Origin of the sequence: Streptomyces sulphureus DSM 40104 (genome assembly GCF_000381025.1) — a bacterium.
Taxonomy (GTDB): domain Bacteria; phylum Actinomycetota; class Actinomycetes; order Streptomycetales; family Streptomycetaceae; genus Streptomyces; species Streptomyces sulphureus.
The window spans coordinates 382547-406676 of record NZ_KB905817.1 but is presented as its reverse complement, the minus strand read 5'-3'; the positions used below and the strand labels follow the sequence as shown (position 1 = coordinate 406676).

Annotated in this window: 21 protein-coding genes; 8 read left to right on the top strand and 13 right to left on the bottom strand. The window is 73.5% G+C overall.

The annotated features are described in order from the left end of the window. The first annotated feature begins 6 nt into the window (after nt 1-6). The gene (nuoN, locus tag F603_RS0116950; RefSeq protein WP_026328482.1) at nt 7-1653 is read left to right on the top strand and encodes an NADH-quinone oxidoreductase subunit NuoN; all 1647 of its coding nucleotides are present in this window, start codon (nt 7-9) and stop codon (nt 1651-1653) included. Between the two features lie 92 nt (nt 1654-1745). Continuing rightward, on the top strand, nt 1746-2282 hold the full coding sequence (locus tag F603_RS0116945; RefSeq protein WP_019547177.1) for a GNAT family N-acetyltransferase: 537 nt from the start codon (nt 1746-1748) through the stop codon (nt 2280-2282). Nucleotides 2283-2618: 336 nt separating this feature from the next. On the opposite strand, the gene F603_RS0116940 is transcribed toward F603_RS0116945, so the two are convergent. The 3 genes from F603_RS0116940 to F603_RS0116930 all read right to left on the bottom strand — a co-directional run bounded on the left by F603_RS0116940 (nt 2619) and on the right by F603_RS0116930 (nt 5443). Further along, a complete protein-coding gene (locus tag F603_RS0116940) occupies nt 2619-3074 on the bottom strand; it encodes an NUDIX hydrolase (protein ID WP_019547176.1) in 456 nt (151 codons plus the stop codon). A 157-nt stretch (nt 3075-3231) separates the two neighbouring features. Next, on the bottom strand, nt 3232-4020 hold the full coding sequence (locus tag F603_RS0116935; protein WP_245600804.1) for an alpha/beta hydrolase family protein: 789 nt from the start codon (nt 4018-4020) through the stop codon (nt 3232-3234). Nucleotides 4021-4051: 31 nt separating this feature from the next. Further along, complete coding sequence (locus F603_RS0116930) at nt 4052-5443, bottom strand: FAD-binding oxidoreductase (protein WP_019547174.1); 1392 nt, start codon at nt 5441-5443, stop codon at nt 4052-4054. A 165-nt stretch (nt 5444-5608) separates the two neighbouring features. Between F603_RS0116930 and F603_RS0116925 the strand changes: the two genes are divergently transcribed. The 6 genes from F603_RS0116925 to F603_RS0116900 all read left to right on the top strand — a co-directional run bounded on the left by F603_RS0116925 (nt 5609) and on the right by F603_RS0116900 (nt 13067). Next, nucleotides 5609-6223, top strand: a complete 615-nt coding sequence (locus F603_RS0116925) for a TetR/AcrR family transcriptional regulator (protein ID WP_019547173.1) — start codon at nt 5609-5611, stop codon at nt 6221-6223. A gap of 94 nt (nt 6224-6317) precedes the next feature. Beyond that, nucleotides 6318-6875: an SRPBCC family protein gene (locus F603_RS0116920; RefSeq protein WP_051096250.1), complete on the top strand. Its 558-nt coding sequence runs from the start codon at nt 6318-6320 to the stop codon at nt 6873-6875. A gap of 45 nt (nt 6876-6920) precedes the next feature. Then, complete coding sequence (locus F603_RS0116915) at nt 6921-8492, top strand: class I adenylate-forming enzyme family protein (protein WP_026328481.1); 1572 nt, start codon at nt 6921-6923, stop codon at nt 8490-8492. Beyond that, a complete protein-coding gene (locus F603_RS0116910; RefSeq protein WP_019547170.1) occupies nt 8489-9727 on the top strand; it encodes an FAD-dependent monooxygenase in 1239 nt (412 codons plus the stop codon). Before F603_RS0116915 ends, F603_RS0116910 begins: the two co-directional genes overlap by 4 nt. After that, entirely contained in the window at nt 9724-11691 is a 1968-nt protein-coding gene (locus tag F603_RS0116905) for an FAD/NAD(P)-binding protein (RefSeq protein ID WP_019547169.1), read from the top strand. Before F603_RS0116910 ends, F603_RS0116905 begins: the two co-directional genes overlap by 4 nt. Next, a complete protein-coding gene (locus F603_RS0116900) occupies nt 11688-13067 on the top strand; it encodes a nitrosuccinate lyase (RefSeq protein ID WP_019547168.1) in 1380 nt (459 codons plus the stop codon). The genes F603_RS0116905 and F603_RS0116900 overlap by 4 nt, the downstream gene beginning before the upstream one ends. Nucleotides 13068-13777: 710 nt before the next feature. On the opposite strand, the gene F603_RS0116895 is transcribed toward F603_RS0116900, so the two are convergent. From F603_RS0116895 to F603_RS0116850, 10 genes are all read right to left on the bottom strand, one after another. Then, nucleotides 13778-15151 carry an aldehyde dehydrogenase family protein gene (locus F603_RS0116895; RefSeq protein ID WP_019547167.1) on the bottom strand — a complete coding sequence of 458 codons (1374 nt, stop codon included), beginning with the start codon at nt 15149-15151 and terminating at the stop codon, nt 13778-13780. Next, nucleotides 15151-16248: a phenylacetate--CoA ligase family protein gene (locus F603_RS0116890; RefSeq protein ID WP_019547166.1), complete on the bottom strand. Its 1098-nt coding sequence runs from the start codon at nt 16246-16248 to the stop codon at nt 15151-15153. Before F603_RS0116890 ends, F603_RS0116895 begins: the two co-directional genes overlap by 1 nt. Before the next feature lie 35 nt (nt 16249-16283). Then, nucleotides 16284-16691, bottom strand: coding sequence for a YybH family protein (locus F603_RS0116885; protein ID WP_019547165.1), 408 nt, complete (start codon nt 16689-16691; stop codon nt 16284-16286). Next, nucleotides 16688-17488 (bottom strand): arylamine N-acetyltransferase family protein, encoded by an 801-nt coding sequence (locus tag F603_RS0116880; RefSeq protein ID WP_019547164.1) that lies wholly within the window; start codon nt 17486-17488, stop codon nt 16688-16690. Before F603_RS0116880 ends, F603_RS0116885 begins: the two co-directional genes overlap by 4 nt. Before the next feature lie 37 nt (nt 17489-17525). Continuing rightward, the gene (locus tag F603_RS0116875; RefSeq protein WP_019547163.1) at nt 17526-18527 is read right to left on the bottom strand and encodes a 3-oxoacyl-ACP synthase III family protein; all 1002 of its coding nucleotides are present in this window, start codon (nt 18525-18527) and stop codon (nt 17526-17528) included. Then, nucleotides 18524-20422 carry a phenazine-specific anthranilate synthase component I gene (locus F603_RS0116870; protein ID WP_019547162.1) on the bottom strand — a complete coding sequence of 633 codons (1899 nt, stop codon included), beginning with the start codon at nt 20420-20422 and terminating at the stop codon, nt 18524-18526. The genes F603_RS0116875 and F603_RS0116870 overlap by 4 nt, the downstream gene beginning before the upstream one ends. After that, complete coding sequence (locus F603_RS0116865) at nt 20419-21045, bottom strand: isochorismatase family protein (protein ID WP_019547161.1); 627 nt, start codon at nt 21043-21045, stop codon at nt 20419-20421. The genes F603_RS0116870 and F603_RS0116865 overlap by 4 nt, the downstream gene beginning before the upstream one ends. 26 nt (nt 21046-21071) lie before the next feature. Continuing rightward, nucleotides 21072-21842, bottom strand: coding sequence for a 2,3-dihydro-2,3-dihydroxybenzoate dehydrogenase (locus F603_RS0116860; protein ID WP_019547160.1), 771 nt, complete (start codon nt 21840-21842; stop codon nt 21072-21074). Between the two features lie 63 nt (nt 21843-21905). Continuing rightward, nucleotides 21906-23072, bottom strand: coding sequence for a 3-deoxy-7-phosphoheptulonate synthase (locus F603_RS0116855; protein WP_019547159.1), 1167 nt, complete (start codon nt 23070-23072; stop codon nt 21906-21908). Between the two features lie 123 nt (nt 23073-23195). Then, a complete protein-coding gene (locus F603_RS0116850) occupies nt 23196-23816 on the bottom strand; it encodes a flavodoxin family protein (RefSeq protein WP_019547158.1) in 621 nt (206 codons plus the stop codon). Between the last annotated feature and the right edge of the window lie 314 nt (nt 23817-24130).

The window sequence follows — 24130 nt, the reverse complement described above, 5'->3', positions numbered from 1 at the left end:
ACCTCGATGCACGCGCCCTCCGGCGCAGTCCCCAACCTGTGGACGCTCTCAGCGGAGAAACTCGAGGCCCCGAGCATCGAGTACGGCAAGCTCTCGCCCGTGCTGATCGTGCTCGGCGTCGCCGCGCTGGGGGTGCTGCTGGAGGCGTTCCTGCCGCGCAAGGCCCGTTACACGGCGCAGGTGTTCGTCTCCGCGCTCGGCCTCGTCGCGGCGTTCGCCGCCGTGATCGCGCTCGCCGCGGGCGGGGCGGCCGGGACCAAGGCGCAGCTCGTCGGCGTGGGTGCGCTCGCCGTCGACGGGCCGACGCTCTTCATGCAGGGCGTCATCCTGCTCACCGGTGTGGTGGCGGTGCTCGTCTTCGCGGAGCGGAAGCTGGAGCCCGCCGCGCACGGCTCCCGCGTCGACTCCTTCGCCGCGCAGCCCGCCTCCGTGCCGGGCGGCGAGGGGGAGAAGGAGGCGACGAAGGCCGGCTGGACGACGACCGAGGTCTTCCCCCTCCTGCTCTTCGCCATCGGCGGCATGCTCCTCTTCCCCGCCGCCAACGACCTGCTGCTGCTCTTCATCGCGCTGGAGGTCTTCTCGCTGCCGCTGTACCTGCTGTGCGCGCTGGCACGCCGCCGCAGGCTCCTCTCGCAGGAGGCGGCGGTGAAGTACTTCCTCCTCGGCGCCTTCTCCTCGGCGTTCCTCCTCTTCGGCATCGCGCTGCTCTACGGCTACGCGGGCACCGTCACCTACTCCGGCATCGCCCGCGTCGTCTCCGGCGCCGACGCCACCACCGACCCGGTCCTCGCCCAGACGACGGGGAACGACGCGCTGCTGCTCATCGGCGGCGCCCTGGTGCTGATGGGGCTGCTCTTCAAGGTCGGCGCCGTCCCCTTCCACATGTGGACGCCCGACGTCTACCAGGGCGCCCCCACCCCCGTCACCGGGTTCATGGCTGCGGCGACGAAGGTCGCCGCCTTCGGCGCGCTGCTGCGGCTGCTCTACGTCGTGCTGCCCGGCCTCGCCTGGGACTGGCGTCCCGTGCTGTGGGGCGTCGCGATCGTCACGATGGTCGCGGGTGCGATCGTCGCCATCACGCAGACCGACATCAAGCGGCTCCTCGCCTACTCCTCGATCGCGCACGCCGGCTTCCTCCTCGCCGGCGTCGTCGCGCTCTCCGAGGAGGGCGTCTCGTCGGTCCTCTTCTACCTCGGGGCCTACTCCTTCGTGACGCTCGGCGCCTTCGCTGTCGTCACCCTGGTCCGGGACGCCGGAGGGGAGGCGACCCACCTCTCCAAGTGGGCGGGTCTCGGCCGGCGTTCGCCGCTGCTCGCCGCGGTCTTCGCGCTCTTCCTGCTCGCCTTCGCCGGCATCCCGCTCACCTCCGGTTTCAGCGGGAAGTTCGCCGTCTTCAAGGCGGCGGCCGAGAGCGGGGCCGGCGCCCTCGTCGTGGTCGGCGTGGCCTCTTCGGCGATCGCGGCCTTCTTCTACCTGCGCGTCATCGTGCTGATGTTCTTCAGCGAGCCGAAGGCCGACGGGCCGAGCGTGGCCGTACCGAGCGTCCTGACCTCGACGGCGATCGCCGTGGGGGTCGCGGTGACGGTGGTGCTGGGCGTGGCGCCGCAGTACTTCCTGGATCTGGCGGGGAGCGCGGGGGTGTTCGTGCGCTGAGGGTTTCCGCGGGTCGCCCGGTTCCTCTGCGGAGGGGCCGGGCGATTTCGCTGCGGGGAGGGAAGCCGGCCCGGTGCGTGTAGCGTTCCAGCATGGACGGTGGGGGAAGCGTGTGGGTGGCGCGGACGATCGCGACCCGACGGCTCCTCCTCCGACCGCTCCTTCCCGCACACGCGGAGGAGATGGCGGAGGTTCTCGCGGGGCCGAGCCTGTACGCCTTCACGGGGGGTTCGCCCCCCTCCGTCACGTCCCTGCGTGCGCGTTACCAGCGTCTCGCCGACGGGTGCCCGTCACCGGGGGTGCACTGGTGCAACTGGGTCCTCGAAGACCGCTCACAGCACCGGTTGTTGGGAACGGTGCAGGCTACCGTGGCGCGGACTCCGGGTGGTTGGGGCGCGGAGGTCGCATGGATCGTCGGCGAGGCGTGGCAGTCCCGTGGTTACGCGACGGAGGCGGCACGCGGCCTGCTGGAGTGGCTCGCCTCCCCGCCGCGCGAGGTGTCGGAAGTGTCGGCCCACGTACACCCGGCACACGGGGCTTCGGCCGGCGTGGCCGCGGCACTGGGGATGCGGAGGACGGGGGAGCTGGTCGGGGACGAGGTCGAATGGCGTGTGGAACTGCGGGGTTGAGCCGCCGGTCCGGGCTTGACGGAGCGCGTGCCGTACAGGCTTGGTGACACCCCACGCCGAAGTGCCGCAGCTCGCGCGGGCCTCGTCGTTCTCCTCGATGCCCAACTCGCCGAGCTGACCCGGACCTCGTCGAGAGGGGCCGAGTTCGGTGCCCTCGTCGACTTCGGCTTCCCCGGAGGTCAGCAGCGTGCGGGACTCCGTGTCACCGTTGACTGTCCGGGCGCGCAACTCGGCGCTTGCGTCTCCGCGTTCCCTGGGCTGATGTGTGGTCCGGACCGCTGCATACCCGCCGACCCGCCGCCACGCCCCGTCCGACTCTCGCACCCCTGCCTTTTTTCACACGCCCCGCTCCCGCCAAGTGCCCAGCACCGACCGTACGGAGCTGGAGACCTGCTCCTGTTCCTCTCGGTCGGCCCACAGGTATGCGTCGTGCTCCGTGAGCCGGACCGTGTCGCTCGCGTGGGTGGCGGTGAAGGTGAACTGGCGGGTTTTGCTGCCGCTGTGGGAGAGGTAGTCGAAGTGGCCGAGGTAGGCGCCGATCGCCGTGACCGTGAGGCCGGTCTCCTCGGCGACTTCCCGGTGCAGGGCGTCGATGAGGGTCTCGTCCGACTCGACGCCGCCGGAGGGGAGTTCCCACAGGCCGCCGAAGTGGTCGCCGCCGGTGCGGCGGAGCAGCAGGACCTTCCCTTCGGCGTCGGTGAGGACGGCGCCGACGACGTGTCTGGCGATGTTCTCGGCGTCGGCGGCGTGGAGAAGGGAGGCCAGGAGGGCGGAGTCGACGGGTGCGTGCACTGTGCGTGTTCCTCGCGGTGGTTGGCGGCGTCGGGTGCCGCATCGGTCCTGCACGCGGCGGGAGTGCCCGACGGTCAGCGTAGCCGGGCCGCGGTGCCGCCTTCCGCGGCGCAGGCACTCGCCGGGCGCAAGGCTCCGCACCGGCGTCGACCCGCCGTCACCCCTCCCCGTGCCGCTCCAGGAACCGCACCACCCGCCCCCACATGCCTTCCCCCGACTCCAGCAGCGGCGCCCCGTGCCCCAGCCCCTTCACCACGAGGTCCCGTTCCTCGGCCGCCGTGCTCGCCCGGTAGAGGCGTTCGGTCTGCTCGTCGAAGCCGAGGTCGTCGGGGGAGACGAGGTAGAGGACGGGGGTGCGCAACTTCTTTACTGCGTCGAGGGGTTCGAGGCCGCGGTAGCTGTCGGGGGAGGAGATCGCGACGACGCCTGCGGCGGGCGGGTCGAGGTCGGGGGCCGCTTGCAGGGATGCCGCGGCGCCGCGGGAGGCGCCCATGAGGAAGACGGTGCGGGCACCCTTCTGGCGCAGGGTGCCGACGCCCGCCTCCACGGCGGCGACGTCGGGTCCGGAGACGTCCTCCTCCAGGCGGTCCTCGACGGCTTCCACGGCGAGGACCAGATACCCGTCCTCTGCGAGCTTCAGGGCCTGTTCGCGCCATTCGCAGACGGTGCCGCCGTCCTGGTGGGAGAGGAGGACGCCGGTGGCTCCCACGCGGGCGTCGCCCACGAGCAGGCCGCCCGTTTCCTGCCCGTCGGCGAGCGGGACGGTGAGCGTGGTGTGCGGGACCTCGTCCGGGTTGAAGCAGCCGTACTCGCGCGCGGTGTGGCCGGGGGCCGTCGAGCGGCCCGGCTCCTCGCCGTCCTGGGAGGTGCAGCCGGTGAGGAGCAGCGCGGCGAGCGGGAGCGCAGCCCACCGGGGGACGGGCGCGCGCACCGCTCCTGGGGCCATAGGGGCATGCTGCGGGAGGCCGCGGTGCCCGTCAATGCGGGTGCGGCTCCGCGGGGGCCCGGTGCCGGCGGTCGGGCTGCTCCTCCGGCGGGATGTTGTAGTTGACGCGGAAGAGGTTGTCCGGGTCGTAGGCGGCCTTGAGGGCGCGCAGCCGGGCGTAGGCGTCGGGCTCGTAGGCGGTGGCGACGCGTTCTTGCGGGGCGTCGTCGATGCCGAGGAAGTTGACGAAGGTGCGGTGTGTAGCCCAGGGGGCCGCGGCCTCGTGGAGGCGGTCGTGCTCGGCGCGTGCCTGCCGGTAGCCGCCGGGCTCCAGCAGGGACGTGGTGAAGAGCAGGAAGGCCGCGTCCCTGCCGGTGACGGGGATGCGGTCCTTGCTGGTCCGGGCGTAGGCGCCGCCGTGGTGGCGCAGTTCGACGACGTACGGTGCCTCGCTGCGGGGGCCGCAGTGGGCGAGGAGCGCGTCGGCGGTGGCGTCGGTGAGGTCGGTGAGCGCCGAGTTGCGGTCGAAGGTGGGCATGGGGTCCGGGGGCTCGTGGTGTATGGAGCCGGCCTCGGTGTACGGCATGGTCCGGACGGTGTCGAGGACCGGTGTGGCCGCCTCGCGGAGGGCGGCGGTGTACTGCTCTCCCTCGTTCGGCGCTCCGCAGTGGGCGATCCGCACGTGTGCGATGTACCGGCCGCGGAGCTCCTCGGGTATCTGGGGCAGGTCGGGGTGGTGCATGAGCTGGATCGAGGAGGTCATCTCCTCAGGGATGTCGCGCACCCAGTGCAGGTAGGCGTGGAAGACGTGCTCGGCGTCGTCGGCGCCGAAGTAGAGCCCTCCGCCGTGGAGTCGGGAGACGGGGAGGAGGCCGATCTCCATCGAGGTGACGACGCCGTAGTTGCCCTTGCCGCCGCGGAGGGCCCAGAAGAGGTCGGGCTCGTGGTCCGCGTCGACGGTCTGCCGGTGTCCGTCGGCGGTGACGAGGTCGAAGGAGCGCGCGTGTTCGGCTGCGTAGCCGTAGCGGCGGCCGAGGAGGCCGATGCCGCCGCCGAGGGTGTAGCCGACGGCACCCACACCCGGGTTGGAGCCGCTCGGCGGCGCGAGGCCGTGCTCCGCCGCCGCCTCGACGACGTCCTGCCAGCGCGCCCCCGGCTCGACGCGCGCAACGCGCCGCGAGGCGTCGACCTCGACGCCGCGCATCCGCCGTGTGGCGACGAGGACTTGGCCGTCCGTGCGCACCGAGATGCCGTGCCCGGTGGCGAGGACGCCGACGCCGAGCCCCGACCCGGCCGCGTACCGCACGGCCGCCGCGACGTCCCCCCACTCCTCGGCGCCGACGACGACGGCGGGGTGGTCGTCGAGCGCGAGGTTGAAGCCGAGGCGCTCGGCGTCGTAGCCCGCGTCCTCGGGCCGCAGGACAGGGCCCACTGCATCGAGCATGCTCACTCCCGTACCGGGGCGTCCGCGAACTTGCAGGCGGCGGCGCCGAGTTGAGTCCACTTGTCGCAAGGCGGTGCACGCTACAGGATTACACTGGCGAGTGTAACCGTCCCAGGAGGAGAGCGCGCAGTGACAGTCGAGACGACCTCAGCGAGGACGCGTCGTATGCCGGAGAAGCGACGTGCCATCGTCCGGGCGGCCAGGGCCGTCTTCGGGCGCGAGGGCTTCACAGGGGCCAGCGTCGACGTGATCGCCGCCGAAGGAGAGGTCTCCAAGCGGACGGTCTACAACCACTTCACGGACAAGGAGTCCCTCTTCCAGGCGGTGGTCCTGGAGGGCGCACGGGAGGTCGCCCGCAGCCAGGCGGTCCTCGCCGATCGGCACCTCCACAAGATCGTCGACCTGGAGCAGGACCTGGTGGCCTTCTCCCTCGACCGCGTCGCCACGCTGGAGGAGTTCGCCGACCACTGGGCGCTCGTCCGGGTCATCGAAGCGGAGGCCGCCCGCATCCGGCCCGTCCTCCTGGAGGAGTGGCAGCAGGCGGGCCCCTGGGCGACGATCGCCGAACTCACCCGCTGGATCTCCGAGTTGGTCGACCGCGGGCACCTCGCGACCGACGACCCGGCGCGCGCCGCCAACCACCTCAACCTGCTCACCTTCATAGCGGTCGCCCAACCCACCTTCTACGGCGCCCTCCCCATGTCGAGGCGGCAGGTCACCACCGTGGTCGCCGAGGGCGTCGAGACCTTCCTCCACTCCTACGCGGCGCCCGCCGACTAGCCCTCCGCCCTCCGCGCCTCCGTACAGCGGGACTTGACGGAGACCGCCCGCCGGCTTTGACCCCTCCCGGCGCGCCCCTGGCACCATCCCGGCCATGGACGCATACGCGACTTCAGAGACAAGCGATGCACACACGCTCTTCCGGGTACGTGTGGAAACGCCCGTCCAGGCTCCTCCGGCGCAGGTCTACGCGGTCGTCAGCGACCTGCCGCGCAGCGGCGAGTGGAGCGCCGAGTGCACCGGAGGCGACTGGGTCTCCGGTTCACCCGGCGCCGTCGGCTCGGTCTTCGAGGGCCGCAACCACCGCACCGAGGAGGAGGTCCCCTGGGCCCCCGTGGTGCGGGGCAACTGGCGTACGCACGCGGAGGTGACGACGGCGGAACCGGGCGCCCGGTTCCACTGGGCCATGCGCGACTCGGCCGAGCGCCTCCAGGAGAGCGTGTGGGGGTTCGACATCGCGCCCGCTCCCGACGGCAGCACCCTCGCGCACCACTTCAGGATGGGCGCGCCGACGGAGGGCATCCAGGGCATCACCGCCGGGATGGACACCGCGCAGCGCGAGCGGTTCTTCGCCGAGTGGGGCGAGAAGCTGGAGCGCGAGATGGGCGAGACGCTGCGGCGCCTCAAGTCCGTCATCGAGAAGGGCGGTTGAGCACCTCCGGCTGAACGACCCCCCCTTCCCCGAGAGGACGGCGAAGTGTTTCTACAGCGCGTGGCCAACCGCGGGATCGGCCTCGGCACGCTCCTGGAGCGGGCCGCCCGACGCCACCCGGCCAACATACTCGTCTTCGATCACGACCTCGATGCGGCACCGCAGCTCGGCAGACGCGCGACGGTGGGCGAGGCGGCCGACGCCGTCGCCGACCTCGCCTCCCGCTTATGGGCGTCGGGCATACGCGCGGGCGACCGCGTCGTCGTCTACAAGTCCGACGGCTTCGACATCACGCTGCTCGCCTGGTCGGCCGCCCGGATCGGCGCCGTGCCCGTGCTGCTCTCGCCGCAGCTCGACGGCGCGACCGTCGAGACCCTCATGCGGCGCACCGGCCGGCCGCACCTCGTCACCGACGGGGCGAAGCTCCAACAGGAACTCTCCGAGGAGGTGTTCGACGCCTCGCAGAGCGTGCTGCTGGTCACCGGCAGCCACCCGAGGGCTCGGACCCTCGGCTCGTTCGCCGGTGTCGAGCGCGTCGCCCCCCTGGAGATGCCGCCCGACCACCCGACGTTGATCACCCACACCTCCGGGACGACGGGCGTGCCCAAGCTCGCCGTGCACACCGGGCGCACGCTCCAAGCGCGGTTCCGCCCGCAGGCCGCCGTCACCGCGCCGCTGCGCGGGCGGCAGGTCGTCGCCATCCACGTCTCGTTCGTCCACTCCCGCCTCGTCACCGCGCTCGCCATCTCGCTGCTGCGCGGCTACCCGGTGGTGATCCTCGCCGACGGCGGCACCGCGCACGTCGCCGACCTCTTCGCGGGGCTGAAGCCGACGGTGCTGGAGGCACACCCCAACTCCTACCTCCAGTGGGAGGAGTTGGCCGACGACCCGCGCCGCCCGCTCTCCGGCGTACGGCTCTACAGCAGCACCTTCGACGCGATCCACCCGCGCACCGTCCAACGGCTCCTCGCCGCCTCCGAACGCCCCGCGCCCGTCTTCGGGCAGCTCTACGGGCAGAGCGAGATAGGCCCCTCCGTGGTGCGCTCCTTCTCGCGCCGCAGGCGCCAGGACGCCGACGGGCGCTGCGTCGGCGTGCCCTTCCCCGGCATGACGGACGTGCGCGTCGTCAGCCGCAACGGCAGGCCGCCCTCGGCCGAGAACCCCGGATACATCGAGGTGAAGAGCGACGGGCGGATCGTCACCTACCTCGGTGAGGACGAGCGCTACCGGGAGCAGGTGACCGACGGCTGGTGGCGCATGGGGGACGTCGGATACCGGACCAAGTGGGGCTGTGTGCACCTGCTCGACCGCGAGGTCGACCTCATCGACGGGTTCGGCAGCACGCTCGCGGTGGAGGACCGGCTCTTCGGCAGGGTTCCGCAGCTCGCGGAGGTGGTCGTCGTGCCGGGCGCGGACGGGCGCGCCGTGCCCGTCGTGTGCACCAGGGGGGACGTGCCGCTCGACCGGGCCGCCTGGGAGGCGGCCGTCGCCGGGCTGCCGCCGATGGCCGAGCCCGTGCAGTGGAAGCAGGCCGACCTGCCGCAGACGGCGACCACCAAGATCAAACGGCTGGAGCTCGCGAAGCTGCTCGCCGTCGGCGCCGGGCAGGAGGCGTGAGCGCGCAGGGGCCCGGAGAGGGCCTCGACGCCGTCGTCGTCGGCGGCGGGATCGGCGGTCTCGCCGCGGCGCTCGCGGTGGCGAGGGCGGGCATGCGCGTCCTCGTGCTGGAGCGCGCCGAGCGGTTCGCAGAGATCGGTGCGGGCATCCAGATCGCGCCGAACGGGCTGCACGCCCTCGACCGCCTCGGCGTCGGCGACGAGGTGCGGTCGCTCGCCGTCCACATGTCCGAACTGCGCTTCATGGACGGTGTGACGGGCGAACACGTGACGAGCGTGCCGCTCACCGAGGGGTACAGGCGCCGGTTCGGCAACCCGTACGTCGTCGTCCACCGCGCCGAGCTCCACGCGGCGTTGCTCGCGGCGTGCAGGTCCGATCCGGCGGTGGAGCTCAGGAGCGGCTGCGCGGTGGCGGGTTACGAGAACGGGCCCGCGACCGCGACCGTGCGCACGGCAGCGGGCGAGCGCCTCACCGCGCGCATGGTGATCGGCGCCGACGGCCTGCACTCCGCGATCCGGCGTCAGTTGGTCGCCGACGGGGAGCCGCGGATCTCCGGGATCACGGTCTACCGGGCCGTGGTCCCGATGGAGCGCGTGCCGGAGGCGGAGCGCCTCCTCACCGCCGTGACCTGGTGGGCGGGGCCCGGGTGCCACTTCGTCCACTACCCGATAGCCGGCGGCGAGTACCTCAACATGGCGGCGAGCAGCGCCGACGGGGCCACCGAGGCGCTCGCCGGCGTGCCCGCGTCGCAGGCGCTCGTGGAGCGGGAGATGAAGGCGCTCGGCGAGGGTGCGCAGCGGCTCATGGCCCTGGGCGAGGACTGGCGCTCGTGGGTGCTCGTCGACCGCGCGCCCGTGCCCGGCTGGACGGACGGCCGGGTCACCCTCCTCGGCGACGCCGCGCACCCGATGCTGCACTACGCCGCGCAGGGCGCCTGCCAGAGCATCGAGGACGCCGTCGTCCTCGGCGACCTGCTGGAGGGCGGGGACGCCGAACTCCCCGCCCTGCTCACGGAGTACAACGCACGGCGCCGGCGGCGCACCGCCGAGATCCAGGACGTCTCGCGGCTGAGCATCGGCCTCTGGCACCCCTCGGGCGAGGCGGCGAAGAAGCGCAACCGCGCGCTCGCCGCCCTCTCGCCTGCACAGCTCCACGACCACCTGGCGTGGATGCACGGCGCCCGCTATTTTGCCGACACCGACACTGCTCCCGTCCGGGACGGAGCCTCGACGTGACCCTCACCACCCGCCAGGTCTGCATACTCGGAGCCGGCCCCAGAGGGCTCTCCGTCCTCGAGCGGCTCTGCGCCAACGCCCGTGCGCAGCCCCCGAGTCCACCGCTGATCGTGCACATGGTGGACCCGGCGCCGCCGGGCGCGGGCGCCGTCTGGCGCACCGACCAGCACCGGCACCTGTTGATGAACACGGTGGCCTCGCAGATCACCGTCTACACCGACGCTTCGACGCGGATCGACGGACCGATCGAGCCGGGCCCCACCCTCCACGAGTGGGCACGCGGCCTCGTGCACGATCCCGGGGCCGCCGAGGCGCACGGCGCCGAAACCGTCGCCGAGGCCGCCGAGTTGGGCCCCGACACCTACCCGAGCAGGGCCTTCTACGGAAGCTACCTGCGGGACGCCTTCCACCGGATCGCGGTGGCGGCCCCCGAGGGCGTCACCGTACGGGTGCACAGGTCCGCCGCCGTCGCCGCCGCCGACACCCACGGGGTGGCCGGCGGGCCGCAGGGCGTACGCCTCGCCGACGGCACCCGCCTCCACCAGCTCGACGCGGTCGTCCTCGCGCTCGGCCACGGGCCCGTGCGCCCGTCGCCGCCCGAGGCGCAGACCGCGAGCCTCGCGCGCGTGCACGGCCTGCGGTACGTCGCCTCGGGCAACCCGGCGGACGCCGTGCTCGACGACATCGCGCCCGGGGAGCACGTGCTCCTGCGCGGCCTGGGGCTGTGCTTCTTCGACTACCTTGCGCTCTTCACCACCGCGCGCGGCGGCGTCTTCGAGCGCGGCGAACACGGGCTCGTCTACCACCCGTCGGGGCGGGAGCCGAAGCTCTTCGCCAGCTCCCGCAGGGGCGTTCCCTACCACGCCCGCGGGGAGAACGAGAAGGGCGCCTCGGGCCGCCACCTGCCCCGCCTGCTCGACGCGCGGACCGTGGAGGAGCTTCGGACGCGCGGCCGGGTGGAGTTCGCGACGGACGTCTGGCCGCTCGTGGCGCGCGAGGTCGAGAGCGTCTACTACGGTGCGCTCCTCGCGGCGCGTGGCCGCGCCGCCGAGCGCGACGACTTCGTCGCGCGGTACCTCGCGCTGCCGCCGGGCGCGGAGGACGAGCAGCGCGCGCTCCTCGCCGCGTACGGGATCGGCGAGGAGGACAGGTGGGACTGGGAGCGCCTCGCGCGACCGTACGGCGGGCGCCGCTTCAGGGACCGCGCCGACTTCCGCGACTGGCTCCGCGGCCACCTCGCCGAGGACGTGCGCGCCGCCCGCGCCGGCAACGTCAGGGGTCCCCTCAAGGCCGCGCTCGACGTGCTCCGCGACATCCGCAACGAGGTCCGCCTCGTCGTCGACCACGGCGGCCTCGACGGGCGCTCCTACCGCGACGAACTCTCCGGCTGGTACACGCCGTTCAACGCCTTCCTCTCGATCGGCCCGCCCGCCGAGCGGATCGAGCAGCTCCTCGCACTCGTCGACGCGGGGTTGGTCGAGCTCACGGGCCCCGGCACGGAGATCCGGATCGACCCCGAGAACCCCGCCTTCGTCTGCGCCTCGCGGACGGTGCCGGGGCCGCCGGTCCGCGCCCGGGTGCTCATCGAGGCGCGGCTCCCCGAGACCGACCTGCGCCGCACCGCCGACCCGCTGCTGCGGCACCTCATGGAGACGGCGCAGTGCACCACGTACCGCATCCCGGCAGGGAACGGCCGCGGCCACGACACGGGCGGGCTCGCCGTGACCCGCCGCCCCTACCGCGTCGTCGACGGGGGTGGGCACGCGCACCCGCGCAGGTTCGCCTTCGGCGTCCCGACGGAAGGCGTGCACTGGGTCACCGCCGCAGGCACGCGCCCCGGCGTCGACTCGGTGACGCTCGGCGACTCGGACGCCCTCGCGCGCGAGGTGCTCTCCCTGCCGCCTGCCCTGAAGCCCGGTGGGTGGTCGTCAGAGGCGGCAGAACGCACGGGGGTGCTCGTATGACGGCCCTGGACGCGGGTCTCCTCTCACCGGTGCGCGCGGGGACGCGGGCCGAGGCGGCGGTCGACGATCGGGCCTGGCTCCAGGGGATGTTGACGGCGGAGGCCGCCCTCGCGCGGGCCCAGGCGAGGCTCGGCGCGCTGCCCGCCAACGCGGCCCGCACCATCACGGAGGCCGCCGTCGCCGACGAGTTCGACGTGCGCGAACTCGCCCTCGCCGCAAGGGAGTCGGCGAACCCCGTGGTGCCGCTCGTGGCGGCGCTCACCCGGCGCGTCGGACGGTTGGAGCCCGCCGCCGCCGAGTACGTGCACCGCGGCTCCACGAGCCAGGACGTCTTCGACACCGGCGCCATGCTCGTCTCGGCGCAGGTGGTGCGGCTGCTCAGGGTGGACCTGCACCGCTGCGCCGAGGCCCTCGCGAGCCTCGCGCGACGGCACAGGGACACCCCGATGCCGGGGCGGACGCTGGCGCTCCACGCCGTCCCCGTCACCTTCGGCCTCAAGGCGGCCGGATGGCGGCGGGCGCTCCTGGAGGCCGATGAGCGGCTCGGCCGCGTCCTCGACGAGCTGCCCGTCTCGCTCGGCGGCGCCGCCGGAACCCTCGCCGGCTACGTGGAGTTCGCGGCCGGGGACGGCGCGGAGGACGCGTCGGGCGGCTACGCGGCGCGGCTCACCGAGGCGTTCGCCGAGGAGACGGGGCTCGCCGTTCCGCCGCTGCCCTGGCACGCGCGGCGGACCCCGCTCGCCGACCTCGGCTCCGTGCTCGGGCTCACCGCCGGTGCGCTCGGCAAGTTCGCCGTGGACGTCCAGGTGCTCGCGCGCACCGAGGTGGGCGAGGTGAGCGAGCCCTCCGTGGCGGGGCGCGGCTCGTCCTCCGCGATGCCGCACAAGCGCAATCCGGTGCTCGCCACCCTGGTGCGCAGCGCCGCCCTCCAAGTCCCCGTGCTCGCCACCGGGTTGACGCAGAGCCTCCTCTCCGAGGACGAGCGCTCCGGCGGCGGTTGGCACGCGGAGTGGCAACTCCTCCGCGAGGCCCTCCGATTGACGGGCGGGGCCGCCGAGACCGCCGTGGAGCTCGCCGAGGGGCTCCGCGTCCACGAGTCCCGGATGCGCGAGAACCTCGCCCTCACCGGAAGCCGGATCGTCTCCGAACGGGTCGCGGCGGCGCTCGCGCCGCACCTGGGGAAGCAGGAGGCGCGTCGCGCACTGGCGGAGGCGTCGGCCGACGCCGAAGCCACCGGCCGCCCCCTCGCCGAGGTGCTCGCCGAACGTCCCGCGATCAAGGCGGAGTTGGGTCTGGAGAAGCTCGCCGAGCTGACCGACCCGCTGGGGTACGCGGGCGCGGCGGGCGAACTCGTCGATCGGGAGCTGGGGCGCTGAAGACGGGTCGGCCGGAGTCCGCATGCGGGCTTCGGCCGGTGGGTGAGGTTCCGGCCCGGTCAGCAGGTGGGTGTGCGTCGCTCGCTCGTCGGAGCGACCGCGCTGCGTGAGGAGGTTCGGCTCGAACAGCGTGTGTGTGGCGGAGCGGGGGAAGCCCAATCGCTAGCGGAACGGTGCGACTTCTGGCGGCGCGCGGGTGAGCCGAAGCGGGAGAGCACGTCGGAGCTGACGCGGGCGGATCGTGTGGGGGCAGCGACGCATCACCGAGGGTTGGATGCGGGAACGCGGCCCCACACAGGAGCGGAGTGCCGTGTTGGCGTCCCCGTCCGGGAACCCGGAGGCCATCCAGCGGGACGCCATGGGCACCAGTGCGCCGAGCGTCCCGCAGCCGGGCTCGGGCGGCGCGGACCCGTTCGTCAACGCTGTCGCCGAACATCCCAGGACATCCACGCGGCCGTCCGCGCCTACGAAGCCGCGCTGTTCCGGAGGAACATCGGGACCGCCACCGCGGCCTACTACCCCGACTTCGCACCGTCCTGACCACGCAAAGGCGTCGGACGTGGCTGCGGCTGGCGACGTCGGGCTGTCGCCGCGGCAGGCGTTGCTGAGGCCGGCCCGTGCTCCAACCCCTGTGCTGGCACGCCCTGTTGGGCCAAGCACCGAAGGCGTCTCGGCCGGAGCCCTTGTGCAGGGGCTCCGGCCGGTCGGGTTCAGTCCCGGATCACCGTCTTCGTCCGCATCAGGAACTCGCCCAGGTACCCGTCGTGCGGAACGCCGGGCCTGATCCAGTACGTCGGATGGTCGCCGCGGTAGACGTTGCTGATCGACGGCTCTGCCACCAACTCGTCCACCAGCGCGTCCTGTTCGGTCATCACCGTGAGGACGAGGCTGTCCCGCAGCGGGCCCACTCCGTCGGACGGGCTCCAGGGGCCCACCCACACGCAGGGGAAGGGGAGTTCGACGCGGTGCTGCTCGGCGCCTGCCTCCGCGACCTGGTGGACGGCGGGACGCAACACGGCGCCGCCGCCCGGGAGTTCTTCCACCACGCCGTCGCCGCCGAGCCATGCGGTGGTCCCCGCCGCCCTGCTCAGCAGGTGTTTCTCCAACGCCCTTGCGGAGTCGACGGGTTGGGCCGAGAGCACGGCCCCCTCGTCCTCGGGCGGCAGCGTGGGCAGCGTCGCCAGGCGTTCCGCGAGCGCTTCGGCGAGCGGCGCCGGGTCGCCCTCGACCAGTACGGAGGTGGCGTTGATGCAGGCGACGCCGCCCTGGTGGGCGACGGAGGCGACGATCGTGTCGAGGTGCGCGCGCCAGTCGGTGTCCGCGGTGACGAGGATCTTCGAGCGCCCCGGGCCCTGCGGGAGCACCCCGCTGCCCGCGTACTTGGCGACCACGTCGTCCCCGCCGTAGGCGAGGCCCAGGTCCGCGTCGCGCAGGATCGCGTCCGCGGTGCCGTGGTCCGTCGGCAGCAGCGCGACGTGGTCGGGTCCGAACCCCGCTTCGCGCAGGGCGAGTACGAGGCGGTGCGGAGTGAACGGCTCGCGGCGCGACGGGCGTACGGCGACGCGGTAGCCGAGCGCGAGCGCCTCCAGCCACAGCGAGTGCGGCCCCGGGTGGTTGCCCGCCGCGTGGACGGCGAAGACGTCGCCGCGCCGGGTCCATACGGCGCTGCCCTTCGTCGTCTCGGGGGACCGCCAGTCGCTCACCGCGGCCGCCGGCTTCGCCGCGTACGCGGTCTCGCCCGCGGTCCCGGCCGCCTCGGAGATCGCCGCCGCCGCCTCGGCGACCACGGAGACGGGCACGCCGGAGACGCGGCTCACCGTCCTGCGGTACCCGGCGGGGCCGAGGCCGTCGAAGACGCCCTCGGCGAAGAGCGACCCGGCGCGCGCGAGCGCGGCGATCCGCTCGGGCGCGGGGAGAGTGCGGGCCCGGTGCAGCGCCTTCATCGTGCGGCCCACGAACAGGCCCGGCACGAGGGTGAGTTCGGCGACGGGGCTCCCGGCGACGTCCTCGACCGTCTGCCGCCTGCGCGACCGGTAGGCGCCGCTCGCGCCGAGCGCGTCGAGCTGGATCGGCTCCTCGGCCATCAGTACACCCCCTCGATCACGTTCTGGTCCTCGAAGGTCGCGACCGGCGCGATGTCGGCCACCGAGTCCCCGACCTGACCGGGGAGCGGCTCGACGCGCAGCCCCGTGTCCCGCTCCAGGTTCGCCGGCAGCAGCAGGCTCCGGCTCACATGGTGCATGACGACCTGCCCGCGCTCCCCGTACTCCACCGGCTCGCCGCTCTCCGGGTCGACGACGCCGAAGGACATGTACGGCGAGAACGGGTCGTAGACGCACGGGTCGTCGTCGGTGAGCCCGGGCCGCTCGCTGGCGTTGCCGAGGATGAGGGTGCTTCCGTAGCCGCTGTAGAGGACGGCGTCGGGGAAGACCTCGGTGCGGTACAGGTGCCGGGTGTCCGCGTCCATCTGGGTGCCGACCCAATTGATCGCGCGTACCTTGCGGTTGACGAGCTCGGCGAGCTCGTCCCGGCGCGAGATCCGCTCCAGCACCGGCGGCGTGCACATCAGGACGCCGATCTCCTGGGAGCGCAGCGCGTACGCGGCCTGGTCCACGATGTGCTCCGCATAGGCGTCGGCCTCCGCCGCACGCCCCCCGGAGATGAGCTGCTTCACCCAGCGCGGGTCGAGGTCGACGGTGAAGGCGAGGCCTCCGCGGTACGCCGTCTGGCGTTTGATGACGTCGCCCACCATGTGCGGCCCCGAGGGCGCCACCACGAGCCAGTTGACGTCCTGCGGCACGCCGTGCGCGTCGAGTTGCCCGCTCGACCAGGCGAGGAGCTGGTCGAGCCAGTCCTGGAGCAAGGCGATCCGCTTCGGCGCGCCCGTGGTGCCGCCGCTCTCGTAGACGCCGACGACGTCGGGCCGCTCGCCGTAGCCGCGCGGGATCAGCTCGCCGACGGGCGCCTCGCGCAGCTCGCTCGCGAGGTTGGGGAACCTCGCGAGGTCCGCGTGGCCGCGGATGTCGGTGAGCGGGTCGAAGCCGAGCTCGGACCTGCGCGCGAGCCAGAAGGGCGAGCCGGTCCCGGGGGAGAAGTGCCAGTGCATCGCGGCGCGGACGAAGGCGTCCGGGTCGGCGGCCGCCTCCTTGGGCGAGTCGAGTACGGGGTCGGCAAGTGCCATGGTTCGTCCCTCCGTTGGGTGGTCGGGCCCGCTGTTCACGGCGTGATGCCGGGCGGGCTGTCGATGACGTAGCGCCACCTGCCGTCCGCGCCCCGGCGGGCGACGTCGGTGGCGACGCCGGCCGAGTGCACGGCCGACCCGTCGGCCGCCGTCCCCTCGATGAGGTACTCGCCGACGATCAGCGCGAGGTCGCCCGCGGTGTAGACGTGCCTCGGGGCGAGCGCGATCGGGACGCCGAGGGCGAGGAAGTCGGCGACGGCCGCGCGCCTCGCCTCCCCCGAGACGGCGTTCCCCGGCTCGGTGACGAAGACGGCGTCCGGCTCGAAGAGCCGTTCCACAGCCGCCGGTTCGCCGCTGTTGAACGCCTCTGCGAAGGCGGCGGGAAGCTCCTCGGGCGCGGTCGGCGCATCGATCCCGGCGCGTGCCGGGCTGTCGGTGCTCATCCGATCTGCACCCCCGCGGTGCGCCCCGCGACCGTCGGGTCGTTGGGCAGGCGGTCCAGCTCGAACCCGAAGTGCTCCTTGTAGGCGCTCAGCACGGCGCTCTCGTCGGGGAGTTCCTCCTCGGTGCGGCCCTGGGAGCCGATGGTGGTCAGGGTGGTGCCGCGGAGGGTGACGCGGCCGTCCTCGGTGCGGAGCGCGCAGAAGGCGTCCTGGAGGAACGGGGAGTCGGGGCAGGTGCGGTACCACCAGAGCGTGGGGCGGAAGTCGTCGAGGGTGCAGGGGCGGTCGTCGATGCGGTAGAGCGGGCGGCCGTTGAGCAGGACGTCGATGCCGCCCTCGGGGGCCTCGATGAGCCGGTAGGTGCCGTGCGGATCGCTCTGATCCGCGCGGTCGGCGAGGCGCAGCGGGCGCCTGCTGTTGCGGCCGAAGCCGACGTCGACGAGCCACGCCTCCTCCAGCTCGACCCGCAGCGCGAGGTGGCACATCGCCGGGCCGATACCGTCGGGCCTGTGCACCCGGCCCGGCAGGATGCTCACCCGGTAGCCGAGCGCCGTGAGCAGGAAGTACAGCGCCGGGTTGAGTTCGTAGCAGCCGCCGCCGCGGTGCTCGTCGACGACCTTGGTGAGGACCTCCTCGTCCATGTGGATGGCGCGGTCGAGGTGGTAGTCGAGGTTCTCGAAGGGCACCGAGAGCACGTGCCGCTCCTGGAGGTGGCGCAGCCCCTCCAGCCCCGGGCGGGTGGGCGCGGTCGCACCGATACGCTTCAAGTACGCCTCGACCTGCGGTTCTTCGAGCATGGCTTCTCCTCTTCGGGTCGTCGGTCGGGTGGGGCGTTCACCAGCGGAGCAGGGCGAGGCCGAGTGCCATGCCGCCGCCGAAGCCGGCGAGCAGGACGAGGTCGCCCGGCCGCACGCGACCGGAGCGCGCGGCGCGGTCGAGCGTCAACGGCACTGCGGCGGCACCGGTGTTGGCGTACTCCTCCGTCGTCGACCAGGTGCGCTCGTGCGGTATGCGCAGCGGGTCCGAAAGGGCCTCCAGCATCCGGAGGTTGGGCTGGTGCGGTACGAAGTGGTCGACCTCTTCGGCCTTGTGGCCCGCCGCGAAAAGGAAGTCGTGGACGGCGGGCGGGAGTTGCTCCTGCACGAACTCGCGGACGCCGCGTCCGTCCATCGTGAAGTGGTGGAGCCCGGCGGCGACGGTCTCGGCCGTGGCCGGCATCCGGCTGCCGCCCGCGGGCACGCCGATGAGGCCGCGCGCCTCCGCGTAGCCGGCGAGCCGCGTCGCAAGGACGCGGGCGCCGCGCCCAGCGGCGGGCGGGCCGAGGGCGACGGCGCCCGCACCGTCGCCGAAGAGCACGGCGGTCCGCCGGTCGCCTGGGTCGAGGATGCGTGAGTAGACGTCGGCGCCGACGACGAGCCCGTACCCCGGCAGCCCCGAGGCGAGCGTCAGCGCGAAGACGAAGCCGCTGCACACGGCGTTGACGTCGAAGGCGGCCGTGCCGGCCGGCGCGCCGAGTCCGGCCGCCGTGGCGCTCGCCGTCGGCGGTTGCGGCGAGTCGGGGGTCGAGGTGGCGACGACGACGTAGGAGAGGTCGGCGGCGGTGAGCCCCGCGCTCTGCAACGCCGCCCTCCCGGCGTGCACGGCGAGGTCCGAGGTGGCCTCGCCGGCGTCGGCGCGGCGCCTGGCGTGCACGCCCGTCTTCCGCGCGATCCACTCGCCCGTGACGCCGGCCGCCGCTCCGGCCTCCGCGTTGCTCACGGTCCGCGCGGGCACATGGCCGCCCGTCCCGAGGACGTACGCGGCCGACGTGTCTGCTGTGCCGGGCGGTCGACTCACGGGGCCAGCACCTCCGTCAGCAGGCCGGCGAGGATGCGGGGTCCCTCGTGCGTGAGCACCGACTCCGGATGGAACTGGAGCGAGGCGAACCGCCGCCCGCGCAGCGCCAGCACTTCGCCCGTCCCGGCCTCGCGGCTCACCTCGACGAGCCCTGCGGCCTCGCTCTCGATCTTGTCCTGGGTGCTGAGCGCGCTGAACGCGTTGTAGAAGCCGACCTCTTCGCGGGTGCCGAAGAGGTCGATCTCCTGCCGCAGGCCTTGGTTGGGCGTTTCGCGCCGGTGCAGGGGCAGCCCGAGCAACCCGGCGAGCACCTGGTGGCTGAGGCAGACGGCGAGGAACGGGCGCTCCTCCGCGAGGAGTCGGCGCAGGTCCGCTTCGAGGTGCCGGATCTTCGGCTCCGCGAGCTGCCGCGGATCACCGGGTCCGGGTCCCATCACCACGAGGTCCCATCCGCCGTCGAGCGCGTACGGCTCGTCGAACCTGCGGACGGTCACGTCGAGGCCGAGCGACGAGAGCTGGTGGTCGAGCATCGCGGTGAACGTGTCCTCCGCGTCCACGACGAGTGCCTTGCGGCCTTCCAACAGCGGTGCCGCAGCGCGGCGTTGGGCGTGGCCGCTCTGCCAGAACCCGGAGATCGCGGCGTTCCTCCGGCGCAGTGCCTCGCGGACCGCGGGGTGCGTGCCGAAGCGCTGCGGCCGCTCGCCGCCGAGCGCGGAGAGCAGCCCGGCCGCCTTCGCCGCCGTCTCCGCGACCTCGGAGTGCGGGTCGGAGTGGCGGACGAGGGTGGCGCCGACGCCGATCTCCACGCGGCCGCGTGCGTCGATGTCGGCGGTGCGGATCAGGATCGTCGAGTCCAGGGTGCGGTCGCCCTGCTCGTCGCGGCCGATGAGCGCGGCGACGCCGCTGTAGTAGCCGCGCCCGGCCGGCTCCCGCCGTGCGATGACGCGACAGGCGCTCTCCAGCGGGCTGCCGGTGACGGTCGGCGCGAGGAGCGTCTCGCGCAGCACGGTGCGCGGGTCCTGGCGGCTCTCGCCCTCGATGAGGTATTCGGTGTGCGCGAGCCGGGCCATCTCCTTCAGCCGGGGCCCCGTGACCCGTCCGCCCGACTCGCAGATGCGGGCCATCATCTTGAGCTCCTCGTCGAGCACCATGAAGAGCTCGTCGGTCTCCTTGCGGTCGCCGAGGAACTCCATGATCCCGGGCAGGTCGGGGCCCGAGCCCGGGTACCGGTAGGTGCCGGAGATGGGGTTCATGACGGCGCGGCCGTCGCGGAGACTCACGTGCCGCTCGGGGGACGCGCCGACGAAGGTGCGCTCGCCGGTGTGGACGAGGAACGTCCAGTAGGCGCCGGACTCGCGCTCCAGCAGGTGTTGGAAGAGGAGGAGAGCGGTGTGCGGGCCGTAGTCGGCGAGTTGGGCCGTGAAGGAGCGCTTCAGCACGAAGTTGGCGCCCTCGCCGCTGCCGATCTCCTCGTCGACGACGCGGCGCACCAGGCGCGCGTACGCCTCGTCGGAAGGGCGGAACCGGCCGGCGGTGAACCCGCTGGTGCGGCGCGGCACCCGCGCCGCCAACTCCGCGAGCCCCACGCTGCCCTGCTCGGTGATGCTCAGCGCGAGCAGCGGCGCCCCGTCGTCGACGCACGCGAAGCCGCGCTCCGCGATCTGCCGGTACGGCACGACGGCGAGCACGTCCTGCCGCGGCCCGTGCGGTCCCGGGGAGGCTGCGGGAAGCGGCAGTTCCGCGAGCGACCCGGGCGTGGAGAGCGTGCCGAGGAGGACGTCGACGGACTCCGGGTCCGCGCTGTCCGGCCGGTGCAGCAGCGCGAACGGGCCCTGGGGCGCGGCGAGTACGTGCTCCAGCAGCGCGCTGCCGGTGCGCTCGGCAGCGGAGCTCATCGGAGGAGTTCCTTGGTGGTGAGCACCATGCCGCAGCGCTCCGCGACGTACCGGAGCGCCGACATGTGGTGCTCCCGGCTGAAGTCGGCCGTGGCGTCGGCGGCGACGAAGGTGCGGAGGTCGTGCGTGAACGCCTCGACGGCCGAGGCGACCACGCCGACGTGCGTGTAGACGCCGCACAGGACGAGTTGGTCCCGGCCGGCGGCGCGCATCCGGTGGAGCAGATCGGAGCGGAAGAAGGCGCTGTAGCGCCACTTGGTGAGCACCCAGTCTCCGGGCTCGGGCGCGAGCGCGTCGACGACCTGCCGGTCCTCGGGGCTGCTGCGCATGCCGGGGCCCCAGAAGTCCCGGAGCAGGCCGCGGTCCTCGTCCGACATGTCCCCGGGCTGCACCGTGTAGGCGATCCGGGCGCCGCGTGCGCGGTAGCCGTCGCGCAGCGCCGCGGCGTTCTCGACGAGTGCGTCGTGCGGTTCCCTTCCCCCGAAGGCGCCGAGGAAGTACCGCTGCATGTCGTGGACGAGGAGGACGGCGCGGGCCGGGTCCGGGGTCCACTCGGCGGTGTTGCGCGGTAACTCGCCTGCCGTGGGCGGCTGGTAGGGCAGGAGGGCGGGTATGCCGGGCATGGAGGTCTCCTGGTTCTGGTGCCGTTTCAGGCGCCGAGGCCGGCGCCGCCGTCGACGGTGAGGTCGTGCAGCGTGATGTGGCGTGCCTGCTCGGAGAGGAGGAAGAGGACGGCGTCCGCGATGTCGTCGGGGCGGGCGAGCTTCCCGAGGGGGATGCCGATCCGGAAGTTCTCCGCGCTGCCGTGGAGGGTCGCGGCGGGACCGGTCTCGTCGTGCCACATGGAGCTGAGCATCGGGGTGTCGGTGGAGCCGGGCGCGACCGTGTTGCAGCGGATGCCGTACCGGGCCACCTCCAGGCCGAGGCTCTTGGTGAAGAGCGTCGCTGCCGCCTTCGAGGCCGCGTAGGCGGCCATGCCGGCGCGCGGGGTGGCCGCCGCGTTGGAGGCGACGGTGACGATCGCGCCGCGGCGGCGGGGGATCATCCGGGCGACGGCGGCGCGGGAGAGGCGGAAGACGCCGCCCGCGTTGGTCTCCAGGGTGTCCGTCCAGTCGTCCTCCGAGAAGTCGTGCACCTCGCCGAGGCGGAGCACCCCGGCGGCGTTGACGAGGTACTCCACCTCGCCCAACTCCCCCTCCACACGGTCGAAGAGGCGCTCCACCTCGCCCCCCGAGGTGACGTCGGCCGGGTACGCGTGCACCCGCATGCCCTCGGCCGCCGCCTTCTCGGCGAGCGGTTCCAGCCGCTCCCCTTCGCGGTCGACGGCGGCGACGACGGCACCCCGCTCACCGAGCGCCCGTACGATCGCCGCGCCGATGCCGCCGGCCGCTCCCGTCACCACAGCCACGTTGTTCTGCATTCCGTGTCACCTCCACAGCTCGCCGGTCGCGGCGCCGGCCGGCGCCGCGTGTGCTCCTCGGGGTCACTCCTGCCAGCCGTGCACCACGGCGAGGGCCTGCGCGGGGTTGAGCCGCGGGTCGCAGAAGCTGGTGTACTTGTCGCCGGTCGACGCGAGCGCCGCCGAGTCGTCGGCGCACTCGGTCACCTGGTCGGGCGTCGTCTCCAGGTGCAGGCCGCCCGCCGTGCCGCCGCCCGCTGCGACGGCGGCCTGGAAGCGGCGCACTTCGCTGACGACGGTCGGCAGCAGGCGGGTCTTCCAACCCCCGGGTGCCGAGAGGGTGTTGCCGTGCAGCGGGTCGCTGAGCCAGATCGCCGGGTGCCCCGAAGCGCGTACGGCAGCCACGAGCGGCGGCAGCCGGTCGGCGACGGCGTCGGCGCCCATCCTGGCGATCAGCGTGAGGCGTCCCGGCGTCCGCCGGGGGTCGAGCCGCGCGCACAGCTCGATGAGCTCTGCCGGCTCCATCGCCGGCCCGACCTTGCACGCCACCGGGTTGCACACGGTCGCGAGCAGCGCCAGGTGCGGGCCGTCCAACTGTCGGGTGCGCTCGCCGATCCACGGCCAGTGGGTGGAGGAGAGCAGCAGATGTCCCGTCTCGTCGGTGCGTACGAGGGGGAGTTCGTAGTCGAGGACGAGCGCCTCGTGGCTGCTCCAGACCGGTGCGGAGCTCTCGGGCCTGCCGCCGTGCCAGCCGAGGTGCGCGAGGACGCGGCCGGCCGCGTCGTACCCGGTGAGCAGGCGCTGCGGGTCGGGGCGCCGCAACTCCGGGTCGGGTTCGGGGCTGTTGACGAGGTGGCCGCGGTAGACGGGGAGCGTCACGCCGCCGACCTGCTCGGTCGGCTGGGAGCGCGGCTTCGCGTACTGCCCGGCGATCCGCCCCGCGCGGACGACGGGCTTCCGGGTGACCATCTGGAGCGCGCCCGCGAGGACGTCGAGGAGCCCGGCCTTGCGTGCCACGTCCTCACGGGTCGACTCGGCCGGGTCCTCGGCGCAGTCGCCCGCCTGCACGACCTGGGCCCGGCCCGCGGAGACGAGGGCCAGCGCGAGCCGCAACTGCCGTACGTCGGCGGCCCTCACGAGCGCGGGGCGCTCCCCGAGCGCGTTCTTCACCTCCCTCAGCGCCAGGGGGTCGGGCCACTCGGGCTGCTGTTGTGCGGGGCGCGTGCGTAACGCGCGCAGGACCTGTTCCACGGTGTCTCCAAGACGGGTGTGCGGGGCATGAGGTGCCGTGCCGCGGGGCGTCCTCCCTGCGGCGGTGCGGCTCGTGCTTCCCCGAAACGCCTGGGGGCTGGGCGGGTTGGGGTCCGGTGCGGGTTACGCGTCGGCGAGGCCCCGGGCGAGTGCGGAGGCGATCGTCGTCAGCCGGCGGGCCTGGAACTCGACGGAGCGCAGGTTGTCCTCGTGGACGTTGCCGGGGCGGTTGCGGCTGACGGAGGCGGTGCCGTACGGATTGCCGTTCTCCGGCTGGAAGAGGATCGGCTCGGTCGAGCCGTTGGGCACGATGAGCGCGCCCCAGTGCGCGAACGCGTTGTGGAGCGAGAGGATCGCGGTCTCCGCTCCGCCGTGCGGCGCCGAGCCCGAAGTGAACGCGGTGACGGCCTTGTTCTGCAGCTTCCCCGGCACCGAGAGCGGCGCCGTGGCGTCGACGAAGCGCAGCACGGCGGAGGCGGGCAGCCCGAACCGCACGGGCGTGCCGACGATGATGCCCTCGGCCCACTCCAGGTCGTCGAGGGCGGCCTCCGGGATGTCCTGCGACGCCGCGGCGTGCTCGCCGACGGCCGCCTCGGTGCCCGGCACCACCGTGTCCGGATGCGGGTCCGCGATGCGGAGCAGCCGGACCTCGGCGCCCTCCTTCTCCGCTGCCGCGGCCGCGGCGACGGCGAGCCGGTGGGTGTTGCCTGTGGACGAGTAGTGGACGACGGCGACACGGGTCATGCCGGAGTACTCCCTCGACGAGTGGGCGGGTTCAGCGACCGGCCGACCGGCCGGCTCGGCAGCGGCGGCGGCAGCGACAGCCGCGCGGGCAACGGCTGCGCACGGCAGCGCCGGCTGCCCGCGCCGGGCCGGCCGCGCTCCGTGGCGACGCGCGGTCGTCCGGAGCGTTTCCGATCCTCGGGCCGGCGCGTGCCGGGCCTCAACTGCTCTGTCCTACTTCGTCAGGTGGTCCCTACTCCATCAAGTCGACGCATAACAGCCGTACGGGGCAGGGGAGTCGGGCCTGCCCCGGTGCCGCGACGACCGAGGGCGGG

Bases quoted from the DNA above. Each gene is read 5' to 3' on its own strand.
- nuoN (WP_026328482.1), top strand. From the start codon at position 7: ATGCACGCGCCCTCCGGCGCAGTCCCCAACCTGTGGACGCTCTCAGCG.
- F603_RS0116945 (WP_019547177.1), top strand. From the start codon at position 1,746: ATGGACGGTGGGGGAAGCGTGTGGGTGGCGCGGACGATCGCGACCCGA.
- F603_RS0116935 (WP_245600804.1), bottom strand. From the start codon at position 4,020: ATGGCCCCAGGAGCGGTGCGCGCGCCCGTCCCCCGGTGGGCTGCGCTC.
- F603_RS0116930 (WP_019547174.1), bottom strand. From the start codon at position 5,443: ATGCTCGATGCAGTGGGCCCTGTCCTGCGGCCCGAGGACGCGGGCTAC.
- F603_RS0116925 (WP_019547173.1), top strand. From the start codon at position 5,609: ATGCCGGAGAAGCGACGTGCCATCGTCCGGGCGGCCAGGGCCGTCTTC.
- F603_RS0116920 (WP_051096250.1), top strand. From the start codon at position 6,318: ATGGACGCATACGCGACTTCAGAGACAAGCGATGCACACACGCTCTTC.
- F603_RS0116900 (WP_019547168.1), top strand. From the start codon at position 11,688: ATGACGGCCCTGGACGCGGGTCTCCTCTCACCGGTGCGCGCGGGGACG.
- F603_RS0116895 (WP_019547167.1), bottom strand. From the start codon at position 15,151: ATGGCCGAGGAGCCGATCCAGCTCGACGCGCTCGGCGCGAGCGGCGCC.
- F603_RS0116890 (WP_019547166.1), bottom strand. From the start codon at position 16,248: ATGGCACTTGCCGACCCCGTACTCGACTCGCCCAAGGAGGCGGCCGCC.
- F603_RS0116885 (WP_019547165.1), bottom strand. From the start codon at position 16,691: ATGAGCACCGACAGCCCGGCACGCGCCGGGATCGATGCGCCGACCGCG.
- F603_RS0116880 (WP_019547164.1), bottom strand. From the start codon at position 17,488: ATGCTCGAAGAACCGCAGGTCGAGGCGTACTTGAAGCGTATCGGTGCG.
- F603_RS0116870 (WP_019547162.1), bottom strand. From the start codon at position 20,422: ATGAGCTCCGCTGCCGAGCGCACCGGCAGCGCGCTGCTGGAGCACGTA.
- F603_RS0116865 (WP_019547161.1), bottom strand. From the start codon at position 21,045: ATGCCCGGCATACCCGCCCTCCTGCCCTACCAGCCGCCCACGGCAGGC.
- F603_RS0116860 (WP_019547160.1), bottom strand. From the start codon at position 21,842: ATGCAGAACAACGTGGCTGTGGTGACGGGAGCGGCCGGCGGCATCGGC.
- F603_RS0116850 (WP_019547158.1), bottom strand. From the start codon at position 23,816: ATGACCCGTGTCGCCGTCGTCCACTACTCGTCCACAGGCAACACCCAC.